This is a genomic window from Spirilliplanes yamanashiensis (assembly GCF_016863475.1).
In the GTDB taxonomy this organism is placed as follows: domain Bacteria; phylum Actinomycetota; class Actinomycetes; order Mycobacteriales; family Micromonosporaceae; genus Spirilliplanes; species Spirilliplanes yamanashiensis.
Map to the genome: position 1 here is coordinate 29,654 of NZ_BOOY01000020.1, position 21,898 is coordinate 51,551.

17 protein-coding genes and 1 riboswitch are annotated in these 21,898 nt (G+C 74.5%); of the genes, 7 read left to right on the forward strand and 10 right to left on the reverse strand.

Annotated features, from left to right (window positions below; genetic code table 11):
- Positions 1 to 27 precede the first annotated feature (27 nt).
- The 5 genes from Sya03_RS13785 to Sya03_RS13805 form a co-directional block, all read right to left on the reverse strand.
- A complete protein-coding gene (locus Sya03_RS13785) occupies positions 28 to 2,607 on the reverse strand; it encodes a penicillin-binding transpeptidase domain-containing protein (protein ID WP_239107467.1) in 2,580 nt (859 codons plus the stop codon).
- A gap of 3 nt (positions 2,608 to 2,610) precedes the next feature.
- Positions 2,611 to 3,249 (reverse strand): cell division protein FtsL, encoded by a 639-nt coding sequence (gene ftsL, locus Sya03_RS13790; protein ID WP_425543766.1) that lies wholly within the window; start codon positions 3,247 to 3,249, stop codon positions 2,611 to 2,613.
- Positions 3,250 to 3,392: 143 nt separating this feature from the next.
- Positions 3,393 to 4,454, reverse strand: a complete 1,062-nt coding sequence (rsmH, locus tag Sya03_RS13795; protein WP_239107468.1) for a 16S rRNA (cytosine(1402)-N(4))-methyltransferase RsmH — start codon at positions 4,452 to 4,454, stop codon at positions 3,393 to 3,395.
- Positions 4,455 to 4,677: 223 nt separating this feature from the next.
- Positions 4,678 to 5,109, reverse strand: a complete 432-nt coding sequence (mraZ, locus tag Sya03_RS13800) for a division/cell wall cluster transcriptional repressor MraZ (protein ID WP_203938674.1) — start codon at positions 5,107 to 5,109, stop codon at positions 4,678 to 4,680.
- Between the two features lie 386 nt (positions 5,110 to 5,495).
- On the reverse strand, positions 5,496 to 6,170 hold the full coding sequence (locus Sya03_RS13805; protein WP_239107471.1) for a C40 family peptidase: 675 nt from the start codon (positions 6,168 to 6,170) through the stop codon (positions 5,496 to 5,498).
- A 165-nt stretch (positions 6,171 to 6,335) separates the two neighbouring features.
- Positions 6,336 to 6,469: riboswitch (cyclic di-AMP (ydaO/yuaA leader) on the reverse strand.
- 482 nt (positions 6,470 to 6,951) lie between these two features.
- On the opposite strand from Sya03_RS13805, the gene Sya03_RS13810 reads away from it, so the two are divergent.
- The 3 genes from Sya03_RS13810 (at position 6,952) to Sya03_RS13820 (ending at position 10,018) form a co-directional block, all read left to right on the forward strand.
- Positions 6,952 to 8,172 carry a MurT ligase domain-containing protein gene (locus tag Sya03_RS13810; protein ID WP_203938769.1) on the forward strand — a complete coding sequence of 407 codons (1,221 nt, stop codon included), beginning with the start codon at positions 6,952 to 6,954 and terminating at the stop codon, positions 8,170 to 8,172.
- A gap of 32 nt (positions 8,173 to 8,204) precedes the next feature.
- Complete coding sequence (locus Sya03_RS13815) at positions 8,205 to 8,921, forward strand: type 1 glutamine amidotransferase (protein WP_203938675.1); 717 nt, start codon at positions 8,205 to 8,207, stop codon at positions 8,919 to 8,921.
- Between the two features lie 77 nt (positions 8,922 to 8,998).
- Complete coding sequence (locus Sya03_RS13820; protein ID WP_203938676.1) at positions 8,999 to 10,018, forward strand: TVP38/TMEM64 family protein; 1,020 nt, start codon at positions 8,999 to 9,001, stop codon at positions 10,016 to 10,018.
- Between the two features lie 200 nt (positions 10,019 to 10,218).
- Here Sya03_RS13820 and Sya03_RS13825 read toward each other — a convergent pair whose 3' ends face one another.
- Together Sya03_RS13825 and leuS are read right to left on the reverse strand one after the other, a co-directional pair.
- On the reverse strand, positions 10,219 to 10,962 hold the full coding sequence (locus tag Sya03_RS13825) for an SAM-dependent methyltransferase (protein WP_203938677.1): 744 nt from the start codon (positions 10,960 to 10,962) through the stop codon (positions 10,219 to 10,221).
- Positions 10,963 to 11,040: 78 nt separating this feature from the next.
- The gene (leuS, locus tag Sya03_RS13830) at positions 11,041 to 13,836 is read right to left on the reverse strand and encodes a leucine--tRNA ligase (RefSeq protein ID WP_370872009.1); all 2,796 of its coding nucleotides are present in this window, start codon (positions 13,834 to 13,836) and stop codon (positions 11,041 to 11,043) included.
- Positions 13,837 to 14,229: 393 nt separating this feature from the next.
- On the opposite strand from leuS, the gene Sya03_RS13835 reads away from it, so the two are divergent.
- Genes Sya03_RS13835 through Sya03_RS13850 form a run of 4 tightly spaced genes read left to right on the forward strand, consistent with a single transcriptional unit; the run spans position 14,230 to position 19,225 of the window.
- On the forward strand, positions 14,230 to 15,282 hold the full coding sequence (locus Sya03_RS13835; protein WP_203938678.1) for an AAA family ATPase: 1,053 nt from the start codon (positions 14,230 to 14,232) through the stop codon (positions 15,280 to 15,282).
- 1 nt (position 15,283) lies between these two features.
- Positions 15,284 to 16,582 (forward strand): DUF58 domain-containing protein, encoded by a 1,299-nt coding sequence (locus Sya03_RS13840; protein WP_203938679.1) that lies wholly within the window; start codon positions 15,284 to 15,286, stop codon positions 16,580 to 16,582.
- Positions 16,583 to 16,604: 22 nt separating this feature from the next.
- The gene (locus Sya03_RS13845) at positions 16,605 to 16,778 is read left to right on the forward strand and encodes a hypothetical protein (protein WP_203938680.1); all 174 of its coding nucleotides are present in this window, start codon (positions 16,605 to 16,607) and stop codon (positions 16,776 to 16,778) included.
- Positions 16,775 to 19,225, forward strand: coding sequence for a transglutaminase TgpA family protein (locus Sya03_RS13850; protein ID WP_203938681.1), 2,451 nt, complete (start codon positions 16,775 to 16,777; stop codon positions 19,223 to 19,225). The genes Sya03_RS13845 and Sya03_RS13850 overlap by 4 nt, the downstream gene beginning before the upstream one ends.
- Here the strand turns inward: Sya03_RS13850 and Sya03_RS13855 are convergent.
- The 3 genes from Sya03_RS13855 to Sya03_RS13865 form a co-directional block, all read right to left on the reverse strand.
- Positions 19,203 to 19,904, reverse strand: a complete 702-nt coding sequence (locus Sya03_RS13855; protein WP_203938682.1) for a GNAT family N-acetyltransferase — start codon at positions 19,902 to 19,904, stop codon at positions 19,203 to 19,205. The genes Sya03_RS13850 and Sya03_RS13855 overlap by 23 nt on opposite strands.
- Positions 19,905 to 20,131: 227 nt before the next feature.
- On the reverse strand, positions 20,132 to 20,518 hold the full coding sequence (locus Sya03_RS13860) for an SCO2097 family morphological protein (RefSeq protein ID WP_203938683.1): 387 nt from the start codon (positions 20,516 to 20,518) through the stop codon (positions 20,132 to 20,134).
- 80 nt (positions 20,519 to 20,598) lie between these two features.
- Complete coding sequence (locus Sya03_RS13865; protein WP_203938684.1) at positions 20,599 to 21,894, reverse strand: DNA polymerase IV; 1,296 nt, start codon at positions 21,892 to 21,894, stop codon at positions 20,599 to 20,601.
- Between the last annotated feature and the right edge of the window lie 4 nt (positions 21,895 to 21,898).

Sequence of the window (21,898 nt, forward strand, 5' to 3'; positions counted from 1 at the left end):
CGCACACGCCATGCAGGCGGGCCGGACTCACGGGACGATCGTGAACTTCGGGGGCTTCGTCCCGCTCGGCGGCACCCGGTAGTGCGCCAGCGTGAACGACATCATGTCCTTGAACGCCGGGCCGCCCACCACGCCACCGCCGCCGCCCGGGGTGTCGCCGAGCACGGCCACCACGTACCGCGGGTCCTCCGCCGGGGCCATGCCGATGAACGAGCCGACCTCCGAGTCGGTGTACTCGCCGTCCACGACCCGGCGGCCGGTGCCCGTCTTGCCGGCGACCCGGTAGCCGTCGATCGCGGCGAGGTTGCCGGTGGCGCCCTTCACGCTGACGACCGCCTCCATCATCAGGCGCAGCGCGGCGGCGTTGTCCGCGCCGAGCACCCGGTGGGTGGCCGGCTTCGCCGCCGGGACGCGCCGGCCGTCGCCGTCGATCGTCTCCTTGATGAGGTGCGGCTGCACGTACACCCCGTCGTTGGCGATCGCCGCGTACGCCGCCGCCATCTGGATCAGGGTCGCGTCGACGCTGTGCCCGACCGGCACGGCGCCGGACGCCGAGCCGCTCCACTCGGCCGGGGCCAGCAGCCGGCCCGCCGCCTCGCCCGCCACGCCCTCGCCGGTCGGCTTGCCCAGCCCGAACTTCTGCTGGTACGCGTAGATGCGCTCCGGCCCGAGCATGTCGCCCAGCCGGATCGTGCCGACGTTCGACGAGTACGCCATCAGCCCCGGCAGCGTCACCCGCGTGTTCTTCGGGTGCGGGTGGGTGTCCTGGAAGCGGGCGCCGCCGCGGATCAGCGCCGGCCCGACCACCAGCGTCGAGTCGGGCTCGACGAGGTTCTCCTCCAGCGCCGCGCCGAAGATCAGCGCCTTGTGGACGGAACCCGGGTCGACCACGATGCTGCTCGCCGCGTCCTCCCGGTCGGTCGGCTCCGCGTCGAACGGCTGCGCCGCGTTGTACGCCGGGTAGCTGGCCTGCGCGAGCACCTCGCCCGTCTTGACGTCGAGCACGACCGCCGCGCCGAACGAGGCGTTCAGCTTCGTCATCCGCTCGCCGAGGATGCGCTGCACCATGAACTGCAGGTCGTTGTCGATCGTCAGCACCAGCGACGAGCCGCGCTGCGCCGGGGTCTCCTGGCGGAAGCCGCCCGGGATCTCCTTGGCGAGCTGGCCCTTGTCGACGTGCGGGTTGCCCTGCTCGAAGACGCGCTGACCGTCGCGGCCGCGCAGCAGCCCGTCGTAGCGGGCCTCCAGGCCCTCCAGGCCCGCCATGTCGGCGCCGGTGAAGCCGATGAGGTTGGCGGCCAGGTCGGCGCCGGGCACGTCGCGCCGCTCGTCGCGGTGGGTGCCGATGCCGGCCAGGTTCAGCTTCTTGATCTCGTCGGCGGTGCGCACGTCGACACCGCGGGCCAGGTACTCGAATCGCGACCAGCCGCCGCCGGGGCGCTTGTTGCGCTCCAGCTTCGGGCGCAGCTCCGAGATCGGCATGCCGAGCATCGGCGACAGGGTGGCCGCGACCCCGGCCGGGTTCTTCACCAGCTCCGGGTCGGCGTAGACATACCGGGCCTCGATGCTGCGGGCCAGCGCCGAGCCGTCGCGGTCGTAGATGGCGCCGCGGGGCGCGGGCAGCGCCACCTTGGCCAGCCGGTTCTGCCGCTGCTCGCTGATGCTCGCCGCATACGCCGGGGTGTTGACCACCTGGAGGACGACGAGGCGCGCGCCGATGATCACGAACATGGCCAGCGCGACGACGGTGCCGACGCGCAGCCGGCGGCGGTGGTCGGCCAGCTTCGGCGGGGGCGGCGGCGCCGCGGGCGCGGGCCGCTTGCGGCTCATCGGGGCGCGCGGCGGGGCCTCGCCGCCGCGGCCGCGGCTCTGCCGGGGCGGGGCGGGCTCGCCGCGCCGGCCGAGCAGGCCGGCGCCGGGGGCCCGCTTCGGGGCCGGCGGCTTGCGGGTGGCGCCCTTGGCGGGCGGCTTCGCGGTCTTCGCCGCGGGGGTGCGGGCGCCGGCGGTGCGGCGGTCCGCGGCCGGGCCGGCGGCGCGGCCGCGCTCGTCGCGGGCCGCCGCGGTCCGGGCGCGGGCGTCGCCCGGCGGGGCGGGCTCGGTGCGCGCGGCACGGCCGCCGCGCGGGGCGGCGGGCTCGTCGCGCTCGTCCCGGCCGGCTCGCCCGGCACGGCCGGTGCGGTCGGCGCGGTCGGTGCGGTCGGTGCGGCCGCCGCGCGGGGCGGCGGCGGGCTCGGGGCGGGCGGTGCGGGCGGCCGGGGTGCGGTCGTCGCGCGGACCGGCCTGGGTGCGGTCGTCGCGCGGCTGGGTGCGGCGGCCCCGCGGGGCGGGCTCCTCCGGCTCGGCGGGTCCGCCGCGGCGGCGGTCGCGCACCGGGGCGGGCCGGCCGCCGTCGAGCACCTGCAACGCCGGCCGGAACGGGTCACCGGCGCGGCCGGCCCGGGCCCGCTCGGCGTTCTCGCGGACGGTGCGCCCGCGCGGCGTGTACGCGCGGGCGTCCGAGATGCCGCCGAAGCCGTCGGCCTCGTCAGGGCCCGGGGCCCCGGCACGGGACGAACCGCGCCGGGGCTCGGAGCCCCGGCGCGGTTCGTCGTCCGACCGCGATGCCACGCGTTACCGTCCTGCGCCCTGCTGCTGCACCTGCGCCTCGGTGCCCTGGGTGCCCGGCTGCTGCGCGCCCTGCTGGTCCTGCTGCTGGGTCTGCTGCTGCTGGGTCTGCTGCTGCGGCGGCTCCTGGTAGGCCCGCGACTGCGGGCCCTCACCCGGCTTCGGCACCAGCAGCACCTTGCCGTCGGGCAGCCGGATGTAGGCCGGCGTGCCGGAGGCCACCAGGCCGAGCCGGTTGGCGGCCGCGTGCAGGCTGCCCGCCGAACCCAGCACGTCGAGCTGGCGGTCCAGCTGCTGCTCCTGGTCCGTCAGGGCGGCCTGCTGCTGGCGCAGGTCGTCGATGACGAACGTGTTCTGGTTGGTCTTGGTGTTGATGATCAGGATGCCGAACACCCCGGCCACGACCACGCCGACCACCGCCGCCACGAACCGGGCCCGCGGGACCCGGACCGGCGCCGGCGGGGCGACCCGCAGGCGCGGCTCGGCGACCGGCTGCGGCGCCGTCTCCAGCTTCAGCGCGGTGGCGCCGTCGACGGCCGCGGCCGGCCCGGCGGTCCGGTCCGACGGACGACGCGCCCCCCGCGCGCCGCCCGCCGTGCGACCAGCCGTCGTGACCCCCCGCACGCCGGCGGCGCGCCCCGTCATGGGACGTCCCTCGGTGGTGCGTCCCCCCGTGCGTGCTGCGGTGCCTGCCTCCGTGTTGCGCTGCCCCGCGACCCGGCCCCCCGGCCGCGGCGCGCGCTGCACCTCCTCGCGTGCCGCCGTCCGGCGGCCGCGCGTCTCCTCGTTCATGCGTCCTCCCCCTCGGTACGTCCCCCCGGGCGCTTGCGCCCTCGTGCCCCCTGTGCGGACATGCGCGGGCGTTCGCGGGCGCCCTCGCCTGTCCGGTCCTTCAGTCGCTCCACCGCGCGCAGCCGGACAGAGGCCGCTCGCGGGTTCGCCGCGACCTCCGCCTCCCCCGGCAGTTCGGCCCCGCGGGTGAGCATGCGCAGCGTCGGTCCGGTGCCGGGCAGTTCGACCGGCAGGTCGATCGGCCCGGTGCTGCGCGCCCGGGCCGCCATGGCCCGCTTGACGATGCGGTCCTCCAGAGACTGGTACGACATCACCGCAAGCCGGCCGCCCGGCAGCAGCGCGTCGAGGGCCGCCGGAACGGCCGACTCGAGCGCTGCGAGTTCGGCATTTACCTCGATGCGTAGCGCCTGAAACGTTCTTTTCGCGGGATTTCCACCGGTTCGCCGGGCCGCCGCCGGGATCGCGTCCCTGACCAGCTCCGCGAGCCGCGCCGACGACGTGATCCGCGTCGCCGACCGCTCCCGCACGATCGCCGAGACGACGCGCGGCGCGAACTTCTCCTCGCCGTAGACCCGCAGGATGCGGACCAGTTCCCCCGGCTCGTAGTCGTTCACGACGTCCTCGGCCGTCAGGCCGCGGGTCTGGTCCATCCGCATGTCCAGCGGCGCGTCCCGGGCGTACGAGAAGCCCCGGTCCGGCTCGTCGAGCTGCAGGCTCGACACGCCGAGGTCGAACAGTCCGCTGTGGATGCCGGCGAACCCGAGCCGGTCGAGCACCTCGGGCAGCTCGTCGTAGACGGCGTGCACCAGGTGCGTCCGGTCCTCGAACGCCCGCAGCCTGCGCCGCGCGTGCTCGAGGGCCTCGGTGTCGCGGTCGAGACCGATGAGGACGGCCGTCGGGTGCGCCTGGAGCACCGCCTCGGCGTGGCCGCCGAGACCCAGTGTGAAGTCGACGTGAACCGGCCGCTCCGTGTCCAGCGCGGGGGCCAGCAGCTCGAGGCAGCGCTCGAGCAGCACGGGCACGTGCGTGCCCCGAAGCTCCCCCACGTCGACCCCCATCGCCCCCGCCATTTCCACGTCGCCACCGGTGCCGGTTCCCGATCGCCGGTCCGTACCGCCAGATCCCCATCCGCTCTGAACCGCGCCGCCGGCAGGGCCGGCGGTGGATCGCGCCTGGCGCCGGGGAAGAGGCGCCAGGAGCTACGAGCGGCTGGAGATCTCGCAGTACGGCTGTCGGCGACGGTTCGGGTGTTTCGCGGCAGTCCCGCACCGAAGCCACGTCCTACAGACCGCCGGGCAGCACCCCCTCCTCGATGTCGGCGAAGTCGTCCTCGCTCGCCGAGAGGTAGTCCTCCCAGGACTGGCGGTCCCAGATCTCCACCCTCGAGCTCGCGCCGATGACGACCAGCTCCCGTTCGAGGCCCGCGTACTGCCGCAGGTGGCCCGGGATGGTCACCCGGCCCTGCTTGTCGGGCACCTCGTCGTGCGCGCTGGCGAAGAACACCCGGGAGTAGGCGCGGGCGGCCTTGTGGGTCACCGGCTGCTCCCGGAGCTGCCCCGCGATGCGCTGGAACTCCGGCATCGGGAACACGTACAGACAGCGCTCCTGCCCCTTGGTGATCACGACACCTCCCGCCAGCTCGTCCCGGAACTTGGCCGGAAGGATCAGCCGGCCCTTGTCATCGAGGCGCGGGGTGTGGGTGCCGAGGAACATCGGCCCTCCCCCTCGCCCTTTGGCGGCTTCGCGTGCCGCTCGATCCCCCAGGGCCGGCGGGATCGTGCCGACCTCGCCATCGCGGCCCACTTTACTCCACTTCCCTCCACCCGCAACCGGAATCGGCTGCCCGCGAGGGCGGAGTCTGGAACGTTCCCGCACGTCACAGCGGTGGGAGCGCGGTGGAGGGCCGCGGCGGTGACGCAGCGTCCGCTTTCCGACTGGATCTCTCTACAGCGCGTGGCGAAGGCGGCCGACCAGGGCGCACGGGGGCACGAAGGGCGCGGTGGAGGACGGTGGAGCGGCGGCGGGGAGGAAAGTGGGGAGACGCCGGAGGGCGCGGCCACCGAACCGGTGACCGCGCCCTCCGCGCGCGTGGACGGGCCTCAGACGAGGCGGCGCACCACGTAGTTGCTCGAGTAGATCTTCTGCTTCTTGACGACCGACTTGCTGTTCGGCGCCGCCCACATGTAGTTGCCGCCGGCGTAGATGGCGACGTGGGTGCCGTACGAGCCGCTGCGGAAGACGATCAGGTCGCCCACCCGCTTGCCGCTCTTGCTGACGGCCTTGCCGTACTTCTGCTGCGAGTTCGCCTTGTGCGGCAGCTTCTTGCCCGCCGCCTTCCGGTACACGTACATGGTGTAGCCGGAGCAGTCGAACGTGTCGGGCCCGGAGGACCCGAAGACGTACCGCTTGCCCTTGTGCCGCTGGGCCTCGGCCAGCACCTTCGCGCCGCTGGCCTTCACGGTCACGACGACGCCCGCCTTGGCGGCGTTCGCCCAGCCGCCCGACCCGGCGTAGGTGACCCGCATGGTCGCCGTCCGGCCCGGCTTGCTGTAGAACGTCAGGCGACCGTCCTTGTCCACCTTCCGCGACTGCCAGGTGCGGTAGGCGCCGTCGCGCCACCCCTGCAGACGGATCGTGCCGGTGGTGACGGCCTTGCCGGTCGCCGGGTCGTACACCCGGGCGACGACCTTGACCTTCGATCCCCAGGTGATGGAGCGGTCGGGGATCGACATGTCGAGCCGCGGCTTCTTCGTCGCCGCGGCGACCTCGGTCATCGCCGGCGCCGGCGCGGCGGGAGCCGCGGATCCGGCGGAGCCTGCCGGCGTCACGGCCAGCTGGCCGGCGCAGAGGCAGAGACCGAGAGCGGTGGAGAGTGCGATGTTCCCGGTGTTGGCGGACAGCCGCCGACGCCGGCCCGAACTGAGTTCGCGCACGGTGGAGAGATCCCTCCGGCACGCCTGCGAGGTTAGCTGTCGGGTTCGGGCGGGAGAGATCTGTGCCCGGCCGCCCGCAGGCGGCTTCACCCCTAGGTCCTCGCCGTCGCCTGTCCCGCGACGGTGAGAGGACCGCTCATGGGTCCCCCGTCCCTGCCACTCGATGCCTGTGTGTGTTCGTCAGCTGTTCGCGGCGACCGGCTCGGGCAGGGCTCGGCGTGAACCGATCGGCGCGACCGGGGGGCGGTTGCTCCCGGCGGAACCTGTCTAGCCGAGATCCGGCTCGACTGTCGGGCCTGGACTCGTCACCGACCGTGATTGGCATGTCGGGCCGTGTCCGATTCGAGACCTTCAGTAACGCAATGTCGTCGCCGATCGTGGCCCTGTCGTAGCGCTCCGTTGAAGGTTACGGGTGACTCTCCCCACACAATTCGGTCGCAACCCGTCGATCAACCCCGGCCGGGATCAGCGGAACGGCCCCTTCCCATCGCACTGACGGTGCGCTACCGCGCGCCCGAACGGACCACCGGCCCCGTCCGCACGCCCGCTGTCCACAGGGTCCGCCGCGCACGCCGGGCGGGCAGGATTGTCCGGTACCCTCGCTCGCGTGACGGACGGGAAGATGCCCCTGCGGGCCAAGGTCGCGAGCTCCGTCTCGCGCACCGCCGCCGCGCTCTCACGGGCTGCGGGACGCGGCGACGGCTCGGTCATCGGCGGCTGGATCGGCCTCAAGATCGACCCCGACCTGCTCGCCCACCTCTCCTCCGGGCGCGCCATCGCGCTCGTCTCCGGCACCAACGGCAAGACCACCACGACCCGGCTCACCGCCGCGGCCATGCAGGTGCTCGGGCCCGTCGCCACCAACTCCTTCGGCGCCAACATGCCCACCGGGCACACCTCCGCGCTGGCCAAGGCGGGCGCCACGCCCTACGCGGTGCTCGAGGTCGACGAGCACTACCTGGCCCAGGTCATCGACGCCACCGAGCCGCGCGTCGTCGCCCTGCTCAACCTCTCCCGCGACCAGCTCGACCGGGCCAAGGAGGTGGCGATGATGGCGCAGCTCTGGCGCACCGCGCTCGCCGCCCACCCCGACGTGCTCGTCGTCGCCAACGCCGACGACCCCATGGTCGTCTGGGCCGCCGAGGGCTCCACCCACATCACCTGGTTCAGCGCCGGCCAGCGCTGGCACGACGACTCGTGGGTCTGCCCCGAGTGCGGCTCGCCCATCGAGCGCCGCGACGCCCAGTGGTGGTGCACCGGCTGCCCGCTGCGCCGCCCCCAGCCACAGTGGACCGTCGAGGACGACGGCGTCGTCGACCCCACCGGCGCCTGGCACCTCGTCAAGCTCCAGCTGCCCGGCACCGTCAACATCGGCAACGCGGCCACCGCGCTCGCCGTCGCCGCCCAGTTCGGCGTCCGGCCGCTCGAGGCCGTCCCCCGGCTGGCCACCGTCTCCTCCGTCGCCGGGCGCTACGCCCAGGTCGACCGCGACGGGCGCAACATCCGGCTGCTGCTGGCGAAGAACCCGGCCAGCTGGCTGGAGGCGTTCGACATGGCCGAGGAGGCGCCCACCCTGCTGTCCATCAACGCCCGCGACCCCGACGGGCTCGACACGTCCTGGCTGTTCGACGTGGACTTCGCGCCGCTGCGCGGGCGGCAGGTGTTCATCACCGGCGACCGGGCCTACGACCTGGCCGTCCGCCTCGAAGTCAACGATGTGCCGTTCCGGCACGTATCCACCTTCGAGGAGGCGGTGCGCGCCGCGCCACCCGGCCGCCTCGAGGTGATCGCCAACTACACGGCGTTCCAGGACATCCGAGCGGAGTTGGACCGTGTCAACTGAGCTTTCCCGCGGCGGAAAACCGAGGTCAAACCATGAGTGAGAGCACCCTGCGCCTGGTCTGGGTCTACCCGGACCTGCTGTCGACGTACGGCGACCGGGGCAACCTGCTGATCCTCGCCCGCCGCGCCCAGCAGCGCGGCCTGCCCGTCGAGATCGTCGAGGTCCGCTCGGACCGCCCGCTGCCCGCCACCGCCGACATCTACCTCATCGGCGGCGGCGAGGACGGCCCGCAGGCGCTCGCCGCCCAGCGCCTCATCGCCGACGGCGGCATGCACCGCGCGGTCAACCAGGGCGCCGCCGTCCTCGCCGTGTGCGCCGGCTACCAGCTGCTCGGCACCTCCTTCTACGCCAAGGGCGCCCGCTGCCACGGCCTCAACATGATCGACATCTCGTCCGACCGGGGCCCGTCGCGCGCCGTCGGCGAGCTCGCCGGCGAGATCGACCCCCGGCTCGGCCTGCCGCCGCTCAGCGGCTTCGAGAACCACGGCGGCCGCACCCACCTCGGCCCCGGCGTCTCCCCGCTCGCCCGCGTCACCACCGGCATCGGCAACGACGGGCAGACCGAGGGCGCCTGGCACGGCAAGATCGTCGGCACGTACTCGCACGGCCCCGCGCTCTCGCGCAACCCCGCCATCGCCGACCTGCTGCTGCGCTGGGCCACCGGCCACGACCGGCTGCCCGCCCTCGACGACACGTGGTCCGACCGGCTGCGCGGCGAGCGCATGGCGGCCGTGGCGCGGCCCGCATGACGGACGCCCGCCGCAGCGATACGCCCAAGCCCCCGACCGGCCACCGGACGGCAACCCGCCGCCCGGACGATGTGGTGATGCGCGACGCCCAGCACACCCGACGGCCCGCGGTCGCCTCCCCGGCCGGCCACGCCGTCGCCGTGCGCTGCCCGCGCACCGGCGTCCTGCTCGCCGCCCACCCGGCCACCGGCCGCGCCGTCGGCCGCCGCCCCCATGCGGAATTCACCCGCGACCACGGGCATCATTTCCCCGTTGCCCGTGTTGTCCCCCTGGACGCCCCCGCCACGCCAGCACCGACCGCCGCACCGCCCGCCCCGCACGTGCCCCCTCACACCGCGCCGGAGCCCGCCCTGACGACGATCGACCTCGCGCCCGCCGCGCTCGCCCCCACGAGCGCCCGGGCCGGACTCCCCACCGACTCCCCCACCCGCCGCCGGCTCAGCCCGGCCGCCCGCCGCCGCCTCGTGCGCGGCGGCACCCTGGTCCTCGTCGTCGGCGCCCTCGGCGCCCTCGCCGCCGTGCTGCCCATCCGCGAGCTCCTGCACGACGTGCGCGCCCTCGGCCCCGCCGCCGCCGTCGGCGTCGCCGTCATCGGCGGCCTGCTGCTGTCCGTGCTCGTCCCCCGCACCGCCATCACCATCGCCTGCGGCATGCTCCTCGGCCCCGCCGTCGGCGCCGTCGCCGCCCTCGCCGCCGCCATGATCGCCGCGGCCGCCACCTACTTCGCCGGGCGCTGGGCCGGCCACGGCGCCCTGCGCGCCCGCGCCGGCGGCCGCCTCGACCGCCTCGACGGCTGGCTCAACCGCCGCGGCCTGTCCGCCGTCCTGCTGGTCCGGTTCCTGCCGCTCGCGCCCTTCGGCCTCATCGGCTACGCCTACGGCACCACCTCGGTGTGCCGCAAGAACTACCTCCTCGGCACCCTGCTGGCGGCCGTGCCGTCCGCGGTGACGTACGCGGTCATCGGCGCGGCGGTCACCGCCCCGGGCGAGATGAACCCGGCGACGCTCGCCCCGGCCGCCATCGGCTTCACCCTGACCACGACGATCGTGTGGCGCTGGCGCCGCGCGGCCCGCCGCGCGGCGGCTGCCGCCGCCTGACCTGGGCGGCCCGGCGCCGGGCAGCGGTAGCTGGGCGGGATCCTTCGCCTGCGGGCGCGGGGCACCGGCCTGGGCGCGGCCCTTCATCGAGCCGGCCGCAGGACCGGCCACCCCGCGGACCTCAGCTCCCGGTCCGACCGCGCCCGCCGGTAGCCGAACTCCACGGTCTCCCTGACCGAGGCCACCCGCGGCCCGGCGCATCACATCCGGCGCAGCACCAGGGTGGCGAAGCCCAGGACGTCGCGGTACCCGCGCAGCCACTGCTCGCGGTGTTCCCGGGCCAGGGTGAGCGCGTCCTCCGCCGCCGGGTGCCCCGGGTTGTCCAGGGCCCACTCCGTCAGCGAGCCGACCCACGACCACTCGTAGTCGTCCCATTCGGCGGCGTCGCTGACGTGGGCGTACACCGGGGTCCAGCCGGCCTTCTCCACGACGTCGACCAGGCCGGCGAGGTCGGTGAAGTCGGCGGGGGTGGCGTCGAGGGCGGCGAGTGCCTCCGGGGTGGGGGGCTGCTGCCAGAAGCCCTCGCCGACGAGCAGGATGCCGTCGGGGCGGACGTGGCGGCCGGCCAGGTCGAGGGTTTCGGTGAGGCCGCCGAAGGCGTGGGTGGAGCCGACGCACAGGACGAGGTCGTAGTCGCCGTCGGCGGGGTAGGTCTTGGCGTCGCGTTCGTGCAGGGTCAGCTGGTCGGCGAGGCCGCGGTCGGCGGCGGCCGCGGCGGCGCGGTCCAGGCCGTGGCGGTTGATGTCGAGGCCGTCGGCGTGGCCGTCGGGGTGCTGGGCGAGGGCCTGCAGGGCCCAGGCCGCCTCGCCGCAGCCCAGGTCGAGGATGCGGGCCGCCGGGCCGCGGCCGGCGCGGCGCAGGAGGCGGTTGACGTTGACCTCGAAGATCGGCGCCGCGATCGGGTGGTGGGTGTGCGCGATGTTGCTGAGCAGTTGACGATCCACGCGGCCCAGTCAATCAGAACGGGGTCCGGTGGCGGCCCGCTCGGGCGGGCCGCCACCGGTGGCGCGGGTTTGACGGGGTCAGACGACCACGCTGACCAGGCGGCCCTGCACCACGATGACCTTGCGCGGGTCGCGGCCCGCCAGCGACTCGGCCACGGCGGCCAGGGCGGCGGCGCGGACGTCGTCCTCGCCGGCGTCGGCCGCCACCTCGACGCGGCCGCGGACCTTGCCGTTGACCTGCACCGGGTACGTGACGGTGTCGGCGACCAGCAGCGCCGGGTCGGCGACGGGCCAGTCCGCGTACGCCAGGGTGTCGTCGTGGCCCAGCTTGGCCCACAGCTCCTCGGCGATGTGCGGGGCGAACGGCGACATCATCAGCACCAGCGGCTCCACGGCCTCGCGCGGCGCCGCCGGCAGGCCGGTCAGCGCGTTGGTCAGCTCGATCAGCTTCGCGATGGCGGTGTTGAAGCGCAGCTCCTCCATGTCGGCGCGGACGCCGTCGATGACGCGGTGCAGCAGCCGGCGGGTCTTGTCGTCGGCCGGGTCGGCGCCGACGCGGACCGCGCCGGTCTCCTCGTCGACGACCAGGCGCCACACCCGCTGCAGGAACCGCTGGGAGCCGACGACCGCGCGGGTGTCCCACGGGCGGGACACGTCCAGCGGGCCCATCGCCATCTCGTACACCCGGAAGGTGTCCGCCCCGTACGCCTCGCACATCTCGTCGGGGGTGACGACGTTCTGCAGGGTTTTGCCCATCTTGCCGTACTCGCGGAAGACTTCCTGGTCGCCCAGATAGAACTTGCCGTCGCGTTCGACAACGTCGTAAGCAGGAACGATCATGCCGCGCGCGTCGCGGTAGGCGTACGCCTGGATGTAGCCCTGGTTGAACAGCTTGCGGAACGGCTCGAACGAACTGACGTGGCCCAGGTCGTACAGCACCTTGTGCCAGAAGCGGGCGTACAGCAGGTGCAGCACGGCGTGCTCGACGCCGCCCACGTACAGGTCCACGCCGCCGCAGTCGCCGGGCGACTGCGGACCCATCCAGTACGCCTCGTTGGCGGGGTCGACCAGCACCTTGTCGTTGTGCGGGTCCAGGTAGCGCAGCTCGTACCAGCACGAGCCCGCCCACTGCGGCATGGTGTTGGTCTCGCGGGTGTAGCGCTTCGGGCCGTCGCCCAGGTCCAGCTCGACCTCGACCCACTCCTTGGCGCGCGACAGCGGCGTCTCGGGCTCGCTGGCGGCGTCGTCCGGGTCGAAGGTGCGCGGCGAGAAGTCGTCGACCTCGGGCAGCTCGACCGGCAGCATCGACTCGGGCAGCGCGACCGGCAGGCCGGTCTCGTCGTAGACGATCGGGAACGGCTCGCCCCAGTACCGCTGGCGGCTGAACAGCCAGTCGCGCAGCCGCCAGGTGGTGGCGCCCTTGCCGGTGCCCTCGGCCTCCAGCCGCTCGATCATGGCGGCCTTCGCCTCGGCGACGTGCAGGCCGTCCAGCCAGTCGCTGTTGATCGCCGGGCCGTCGCCGGTGTACGCGCCGTCGTAGCCGTCCGGCGCCTGCACGGTACGGACGATCGGCAGGTCGAAGACCTCGGCGAACGCCCAGTCGCGCTCGTCCTGGCCCGGCACCGCCATGATGGCGCCGGTGCCGTAGCCGGCCAGCACGTAGTCGGCGACGAACACCGGGATGCGCGCGCCGTTGACGGGGTTGACGGCGTACGCGCCGGTGAAGACACCCGTCTTGACCTTGGCGTCGGCGGTGCGCTCCTCGTCGGTCTTGGCGGCGGCCTGGGCCCGGTACGCGGCGACGGCCTCGGCCGGGGTGGCGTGCCCGCCGGTCCAGACGTCCTTCGTGCCGTCGGGCCACGCGGCCGGCACGACCTGGTCGACCAGCGCGTGCTCCGGCGCCAGCACCATGTACGTGGCGCCGAACAGCGTGTCGGGGCGGGTGGTGAAGACGGTGACGGTGTGGTCGTCGACGGCGAAGTCGACGTGCGCGCCGGACGAGCGGCCGATCCAGTTGCGCTGCATCAGCTTGACCGGCTCGGGCCAGTCCATCACGTCCAGGTCGTCGACCAGCCGGTCGCCGTACGCGGTGATCCGCATCAGCCACTGCTTCATCCGGCGCTGGAACACCGGGTAGTTGCCGCGCTCGCTGCGGCCGTCGGGGGTGACCTCGGCGTCGGCCAGCACGGTGCCCAGGCCGGGGCACCAGTTGACGGGCGCCTCGGCGACGTACGCCAGGCGGTGGCCGTCGATGACCCGGCGGCGCTCGACGTCGCTCAGCGTCGCCCACTCCTCGCCGCGCTCTCCCGCCTCGTAGGAGGCGATCAGCTCGGCGATCGGCCGGGCCCGCTGGACGGAGTCGTCGTACCAGGAGTTGTAGACCTGCAGGAAGATCCACTGAGTCCAGCGGTAGTACTCGGGGTCGGTCGTGGCGACCGTGCGCCGGTTGTCGTACGCCAGGCCCAGGCGGCGCAGCTGCTTGCGGTAGCGCTCGACGTTCGCCTCGGTGGTGACCCGCGGGTGGGTGCCGGTCTGGACCGCGTACTGCTCGGCGGGCAGGCCGAACGCGTCGAAGCCCATCGGGTGCAGCACGTTGTAGCCGGCCATCCGCTTGTAGCGGGTGTAGCTGTCGGTGCCGATGTAGCCCAGCGGGTGCCCGACGTGCAGGCCGGCGCCCGACGGGTACGGGAACATGTCCTGGACGTGCAGCTTCGGCGCGCCGGCGCGCGGGTGCGCGGCGTCGGCCAGCTCGCCCACCGGGTTCGGCGCGTGGAAGGTGCCGCGGGAGTCCCAGAAGTCCTGCCAGCGCAGCTCGATCTCGTCGGCCAGCGCCGCGGTGTACCGGAACGGCGGGGTATCGGTGGCGTCACTCATCGTCAGATCTCGTCTCGTCATCAGAAGGCGGGGCGGTGCGGGGCACAAAAAAGCCCCTCACGCAGGAGGGGATCGCCGTGCCGGGCCTGTCGACAGCGCCTCAGCACGGCCACGTAAGGAGCAGGAACGCCCTGGCCATGCGGGCAGTGTACCGCTGCCCCCACGCCGTCGCCGACCGGTATCGCCCGTGGTGGTCGGTTGCCTGTCCGTTCTACCCTGCGCACCCGCCACTCGATCGACTCGGCGACACGCCCGCGCCGGGCTAGCCTGTGTGATGCGGGTACCACCCGCGCGCGATGGGGTGTGTCGCGAGAGTCGCGCGCCCCCGGTTGAACCTCCGGGCGCCACGTGCGTGTTGACAAGTGCAACCGGGGGACGGCTAGGAGGAGGCCCGTGACAACGCCAACCTGGGACGAGCTCGGCGGCGCGCTGCCGAACGAGGAGTTCCGCGCCGCCAGCGAAGCCATCGTGGCCAACATCGAACAGGTCATCGAGGGCAAGTCCGCGACGGTCCGGCTGGCGCTCGCCGTCCTGCTCGCCGAGGGCCACCTCCTCATCGAGGACGTGCCCGGCGTCGGCAAGACGAAGCTCGCCAAGGCGCTCGCCCGCTCGATCGACTGCTCCGTGCGGCGCATCCAGTTCACGCCCGACCTGCTGCCCAGCGACGTCACCGGCGTCAGCGTCTACAACCAGGAGACGCGCGACTTCGAGTTCAAGCCGGGCGCCGTCTTCGCCAACCTGGTGGTCGGCGACGAGATCAACCGCGCCTCGCCGAAGACCCAGTCCGCCCTGCTGGAGTGCATGGAGGAGCGGCAGGTCACGGTCGACGGCACCACGTACGAGCTGCAGGCGCCGTTCATGGTCATCGCGACGCAGAACCCGATCGAGATGGAGGGCACGTACCCGCTGCCCGAGGCCCAGCGCGACCGGTTCACCGCCCGCATCGCCATGGGCTACCCGGACCCGCGCGCCGAGCTGGCGATGCTGTCCGGGCACGGCGCCACCGACCCGCTGAACAACCTGCGCGCCGTCGCCGACGCGGCCCTGGTGCGCCGGCTGATCGCCACGGTGCGCGACGTGCACTGCGCCGACGCGGTGAAGCAGTACGCGATCGCCCTGGTCACGGCCACCCGCGAGGCGCCCGACGTGCGCCTGGGCGCGTCGCCCCGCTCGACGCTGCAGCTGCTGCGCACCGCGCGGGCGTTCGCCGCGCTGGAGGGCCGCGACTACGTCCTGCCGGACGACCTGCAGAACCTGGCCGTGCCCGTGCTGGCCCACCGGCTCATCCCCACCGCGGACGCGCAGCTGTCGCGCCGCACCACGGACACGATCGTCGCCGACATCGTGCACCGGCTCCCCCTGCCGCACGACCGCGGCCGCTCGCCGTACGACACCCGCCCGGTCCCGCCGGTCGACGGGCGCCAGTACGAGTCGCGGGGGCGCTGACGTGCGGGAGGCGCTGCGCGGGCTGACGACGCGCGGCCGCTCGTTCCTGGCGGCCGCGGGCGCCGCCGCGCTGTCCGCCGTCATCCTCGGCGAGAAGGACCTGCTGCGGGTGGCGGTGCTGCTGGCCATCCTGCCGCTGCTGGCGGCCGCGTACGTGGGCCGCAGCCGGTACAAGCTGGCGTGCAGCCGCTCGCTCGACCCGCAGCGCGCCCCGGTCGGCTCCAGCGCCCGGATCATGCTGCGGCTGCAGAACATGTCGCGCCTGCCCACCGGCACGATGCTGCTGGAGGACCGGCTGCCGTACGCGCTGGGCAGCCGGCCCCGGGTGGTGCTGGAGCGCCTCGGCGCCCACCAGGCCAGCTCGGTGGCGTACACGGTGCGCGCCGACGTGCGCGGCCGCTACGACGTCGGCCCGCTGGTGGTGCGCCTGACCGATCCGTTCGGGCTGTGCGAGCTGACCCGGTCGTTCCCCAGCGTCGACAAGCTGACCGTCATCCCCGCCGTGGTGCCGCTGCCGAACCTGCGGGTCGCCGGCGAGTACGCGGGCAGCGGCGAGAGCCGGGCCCGCTCGGTCGCCGTGCACGGCGAGGACGACGCGGCCACCCGCGAGTACCGCCGCGGCGACGACCTGCGCCGCGTGCACTGGCGCTCCACCGCCCGCACCGGCGAGCTGATGGTGCGCCGCGAGGAGCAGCCCTGGGAGAGCCGGGCCACGGTCGTGCTCGACACCCGCGGGTACGCCCACCGCGGCGACGGCCCGACGGCCAGCTTCGAGTGGGCGGTGTCGGCCGCGGCCAGCATCGCCGTGCACCTGCGCCAGGCCGGCTACAAGCTGCGCCTGGTCACCGGCGCGGGCGTCGACGTGGACGCCACCGAGATCGGCGGCGACGGCGTGCTGCTCGACAGCCTCGCCGACGTGCGGCTCACCCAGCACGGCGACGTCGGCAGCCTGGTCGAGGCGGTCCGCCGCCGGTCCGACGGCGGGCTGGTCATCGGCATCTTCGGCGCGCTCACCACGGCCGAGGCGGAGGTGCTGGCGGGCCTGCGTGGCAGCGGCGCCACCTGCGTCGGCTTCTCGATCGACAGCTCGACCTGGATGGGCCTGCCCGAGCAGGCGCGCGGCGAGGCGGACCGGGCCCACGCGGCGTCGGCCCTGGCCCTGCTGCACAGCGGCTGGCGGGTCGTCGGGGTCACCCACGGCGACAAGCTGCCCGCGCTCTGGCCGCAGGTGGCGCGCGGCTCGCAGGGCTTCGCCTGGCGGGCCGCGATGGCGGAGACGGTGTCGGCGCCGCCGCGCTGACACGACGACGATGAGGAGCAGCGTGAATCCCCCGGCCGACGACCTGACCCGGATGCGCGACGCGATCGCGGTCCTGCGCACCGCGCTGTCCCTCGGCGACGCCCCGCACCCGTCCGCGACCACCCCGGCCGCGGTCGCGGCGATGGCCGCCGCCGTCCCGCTGCTGCAGACCCTGCGCGCGGAGCGCCCCCGATGACCGGTCGCCGCCGCCTCGGGCTGGTCGCCGCCGGCGCCACCCTGCTGTCCGCCGCCCCGCTGTCGGCGATCTTCGACCGCTGGACGTGGCTCATCCAGTGCACGCTCGCCGTCGGCCTGGTCGCCGGCGCGGCGCTGCTGTGCCGCACCCTGCGCGCGCCGCTGTGGGCGCAGCTCGCCGCCCAGCTCGGCACCCTGCTGCTCGTGCTGACCTGGATGTTCCCCAGCACCGAGGAGTTCCTCGGCCTGCTGCCGTCGCCCGAGACGTTCGCCCGGTTCGGTGAGCTGATGGTCGAGGCCGGGCAGGACACCCGCTCGTACGGGGTGCCGGTGCCCGACCGCAACAGCCTGCTGTTCCTCACCGTGCTCGGCATCGGCGCGGTGTCGATCCTCGTCGACCTGCTCACCGTCGTGCTGCGCCGCCCGGCCCTGGCCGGGCTGCCGATGCTCGCCGTGTACTCCGTGCCCGTCGCCGTGTACGTCGAGAGCGTGCCGGTGCTGCCGTTCGTCGTCGGCGCCATCGGGTTCCTGTGGCTGCTCGTCGCCGACAACGTCGACCGGGTGCGCCGCTTCGGCCGCCGCTTCACCGGCGAGGGCCGCGACGTCGACGTGTGGGAGCCGTCCCCGCTGGCCGCCGCCGGCCGCCGCCTCGCCGCCATCGGCGTCGCCGTCGCCGTGCTGCTGCCGCTGGCCGTGCCCGGCCTCACCACCGGCCTGCTCACCCAGCTCACCGCGTCCGGCGTCGGCAACGGCCCCGGCAACGGGCCCGGCGGCTCCGGCCGCATCAACCTGTTCGCGAACCTCAGCGGCCAGCTCAACGAGACCCGCACGTTCGAGATGGCGCGGGTCAGCACCACCGAGCGCGACCCGTTCTACCTGCGCTTCGGCGTCGGCGACGTGATCAACGAGACCGGCTTCGCGAACCGGCCGCCCACCGGCCGCTCCGTCACCCGCGGCAACCTGCCCGACCCGCGGCAGACCGCCGCCGCCGGCGTGGCCCGCCAGCAGTACCGGGCGACGGTGCAGCTGACCAAGGACTTCAACATGAACCTGGCGCCGTCGTACGCCAGCGTGGTCGGCACCGAGGACCTCAACTCCACCTGGCTGTACGACACCAACGCCCAGGTGATCTTTTCCAACCGCGAGTCCGGTTCCGACCGCACCTACTCGTTCGACTACGTGCGCACCCTCTACACCCCGCAGGCGCTGCGCACCGCCGAGCGGGTGCCGGAGTCCAACCCGGTCCGCCAGCAGTTCACCGACGTCCCGCCGCTGCAGGAGGTCACCGACCTCGTCGCGAACCTCACCCGGGGCGCCGACACCGAGTACGACAAGGTCCGCGCGATCTACGAGCACTTCTCCGCGAAGAAGGGCTTTCGGTACAGCCTGCAGACCGAGCCCGCCGCGTCCGGCTCGCAGATCCTCGCGTTCCTCGACAGCAAGATCGGCTTCTGCCAGCAGTACGCGGCCGCGATGGCGTGGCTGACCCGCGAGGCCGGCATCCCCGCCCGCGTCGCGTTCGGCTTCACCCGCGGCGGCCTCAGCGAGGGCGCGTACGTGCTGACCAACAAGAACCTGCACGCCTGGACCGAGGTGTACTTCGAGGGCTTCGGCTGGGTGCCGTTCGACGCCACCCCCGCCGCCGCCGTCGGCGGCGCCCGCTCCGCGTGGGCGCCCGACGTCGACGCCGTCACCCCGTCCGCCACGGCCGCCACCCCCACGGGTACGACCGGCACGACGGCCCCCGACAGCAGCGCCGGCACCGCCGCCGACCAGACCCGCGACATCGACGAGGGCCTCACCGGCACCACCGGCGGCCCCGTCGACAGCGGCCCGTCCTGGCCCACCATCGCCCTGGTGGCCGGCGCCGCGCTGCTGCTGGCGCTGCTGGCCGTCCCGGCCCTGCTGCGCCGCGCCACCCGCCGCCGCCGGCACCACGCCACGGCCGCCGCCCCGGTCACCGCCACGGCGGCCGCCGGCTCCCGCCCCGTCGAGGTGACCAGCGAGGTGCTGCAGGCCCGCGCCGACGCCCACGCCGCGTGGGACGAGCTGGTCGACACGATGCTCGACTTCAACGTCCCCGTCGACCCGACGGAGACCCCGCGCACCACGGCCCAGCGCCTCATCACCCGGGCGAAGCTCACCGGCGAACCGGCCGAGTCGGCCACCCTGCTGGGCCGCGCCGAGGAACGCGCCCGCTACGCCCGGCAGCCCCTTCAGGGCGGCGAGCTGATCACCGCGCTGAACCGCATCCGCCGCGCCCTCGGCGCCGCCGCGGACCGCCGCACCCGCCTGCGCGCGGCGGTCATGCCGCCGTCGGTGACGCTGCGCTGGAAGCTGGCCCTCGCCGACGCCTCGGAACGGCTCATGGCCCGCTCCACCCGCTTCCGCGACGCCTTCGTCCGCATCAGCCCCCGCCGCCTGCTCACGGCCCGCCCCAAGCACTGACCGCGCCGCCGGCGACCCACTCCTGCCAGGCGCCGGCGTCGCGGAACCCGAGCCCGCGGTACAGCCCGACGGCCTCCGCCGTCGACTGCAACGTCGCGTGCGTGGCACCCCGCCCGCGCGCGTCCCGCAACGCCCGCGCCACCACGGCCCGGGCGAGGCCGCGCCGCCGGAACTCCGCCCGGGTCCCCACGAACGAGACGTTCGCGACCGCGCCCGTCAGCACCGTGACCGCCCACGACTCCCACCCGGCGGTGGCGTGCCCGTACGCGTGCGGCACACCGGCGAGCATCGCGCGGCCGACGCCGCTGTGCTCCGCCACGCCGGCGGGATCGACCTGGACGACCTCCGCCGTGCTGTCGGCCGCCGGCTCCTGCCGCAGGTCCAGCACCATCGGGACCGTGCGCTCGTCGCGGCGGTAGCCCGCCGCCGCCAGGGCGGCGTCGAGGGCGGGGTACGGGTCCCGCACCCAGACCGCGTGGTGGCGGCCGCCGTAGAGCCGGCGGATGCGGCCGAGGCCCGCGGGCGAGCGCAGCAGGGCGTTGCACAGCGCCGGGTGGGGGTGGGTCATCGTGACCGCGCCGACGTCGTCGACGACCGCGGCGGCCGGGTCGGCCGCGGCGAGCAGCCGCCAGGACGCGATGAGGGACGCCTCGTGCAGGGCGAAGAGCTCGTCGACCACGGCCGGAACCTACCGGCGACCCCCGCCTCCGGGTGATGACGGGGGTCCGGCCACCACCGCGGCCCTGTCACTCACCGTCTCGGGAGCGCTGACGCAGAGGTACCGGTGCGTCGACCGGGATTGTGCGCCATGTGCGTAAAGCGGAAGGCGCCCCACCACCCGGGGGTGGTCGGGGCGCCTTCCGGCGACGCAGCGGGCCGGTTGACCGACGGCCCGGTCGGTCCGCGCTAGCGGTGCCCTTCGGGGCGCTGGCGCCAGCGGTCCTCGAGGCGGTCGACGAAACCGCCCGACTTGCGCTGGCGGGTGCGGCGGCTCGTGGTGCCGCCGACGACGCGGAGGTCGGGCTGCTGGCCCTTGCGGTGGGACTGCATGGCGAACGCAGCCGCACCCAGCATGACGACGAATCCCGCCACGCCGAGCCACGTCATCCTGCTCACCGCGCCGTAGACGAGCAGCGCGAGACCAGCGATGATCGCCACGGCGGCGAGAATCAGCCGGCGACGGGCGTGAAAACGTGGATCACTGGCGCGCACCGCCGAGGCGAACTTGGGATCCTCGGCTAGCGACTGCTCGATCTGGTCGAACAGCCGCTGCTCGTGTTCCGAGAGCGGCACGGCACTCCTCCCCGGTCGCATGGGTCGGCCCTGGTGAGGGCCGATGAAGCGTCGCAGCCAACCGGCTGCTTCCAGCCAGTCTACGAGGGGCTTGGCGGGTCGGAAAGCGGGACAGAGGCCGACCTCGGGTGATTTTCTGGCCGACGTCGATTCGTGGCACCCAGAAGGCTGGCCGGGCCGACGGCCGAGCGGCCGAAGCGGGCGGCCACGGCGTCGGTGGCGGCCTCCGCCTCGCGCCAGCCGTGCTCCGGTTCGCCGAGGGTGAGCTGCCGGGCGGTGGAGGCGGCGTCGGCCAGTCCTTCGACGCGGACGCCGACCAGCCGGATGGGTTCGGCGGGGCGCAGGGTGGTGAACAGCGACCAGGCGGTGCCGAGGATCTCCCGGGCGGTGTCGGTGACGCCGGTGAGGGTGCGGGACCGGTTGACGGTGCGGAAGTCGGCCAGCCGGATCTTGAGGGTGACGGTGCGGCCGGCGTGGCCGGCGGAGCGCAGGCGGACGGCGACCTTGTCCGACAGTTCGAGCAGGGCGCGGCGGATGTCGGCCGGGTCGGTGACGTCGGTGTCGAAGGTGACCTCGGCGCCGATGCTCTTCTCGGCGTGGTCGGGGGTGACGGTGCGCGGGTCGTGGCCGGCGGCCAGCGCGGACAGGTGGGCGGCGGCGGCCTCGCCGAGCGCGCCGCGCAGCATGGACACCGGCGCGGCGGCCAGGTCGGCGACGGTCGTGAGGCCGAGGCGGCGCAGGGTGGCGGCGGCCTTCTCGCCGACGCCCCAGAGCGCCTCGACGGGCAGCGGGTGCAGGAAGTCGAGCACCAGGCCGGCGGGCACCACGAGCATGCCGTCGGGCTTGGCGCGGGTGGAGCCGAGCTTGGCGACGAACTTGGTGGGGGCGACGCCGACGGAGCAGGTGATGGCCTGCTCCTGCTGGACGCGGCGGCGGATGTGCGCGGCGATGGTGGCGGGCGGGCCGAGCAGGCGGCGGGCGCCGGTGACGTCGAGGAACGCCTCGTCGAGCGAGAGCGGTTCGACGAGCGGGGTGACGTCGCGGAAGATCTGCATGACGGCGCGGGAGGCGGCCGTGTAGGCGGGGAAGTCGGGCGGCAGCACGACGGCGTGCGGGCAGAGGGAGCGGGCGCGCATCATCGGCATGGCGCTGCGGACCCCGTACCGCCGGGCCTCGTAGCTGGCGCTGCACACGACGCCGCGCGGGCCGACGCCGCCGACCACGACGGCCCGGCCCCGCAGTTCGGGGCGGCGGCGGATCTCGACGGAGGCGTAGAACGCGTCCATGTCGACGTGCAGGATGCCGCAGGCGGAGTCGTCGGCGTGGGGGCCGAACCGGGGGTCGCGCTCGCGGGGCACCGCCTGACTCCGACCCATGACC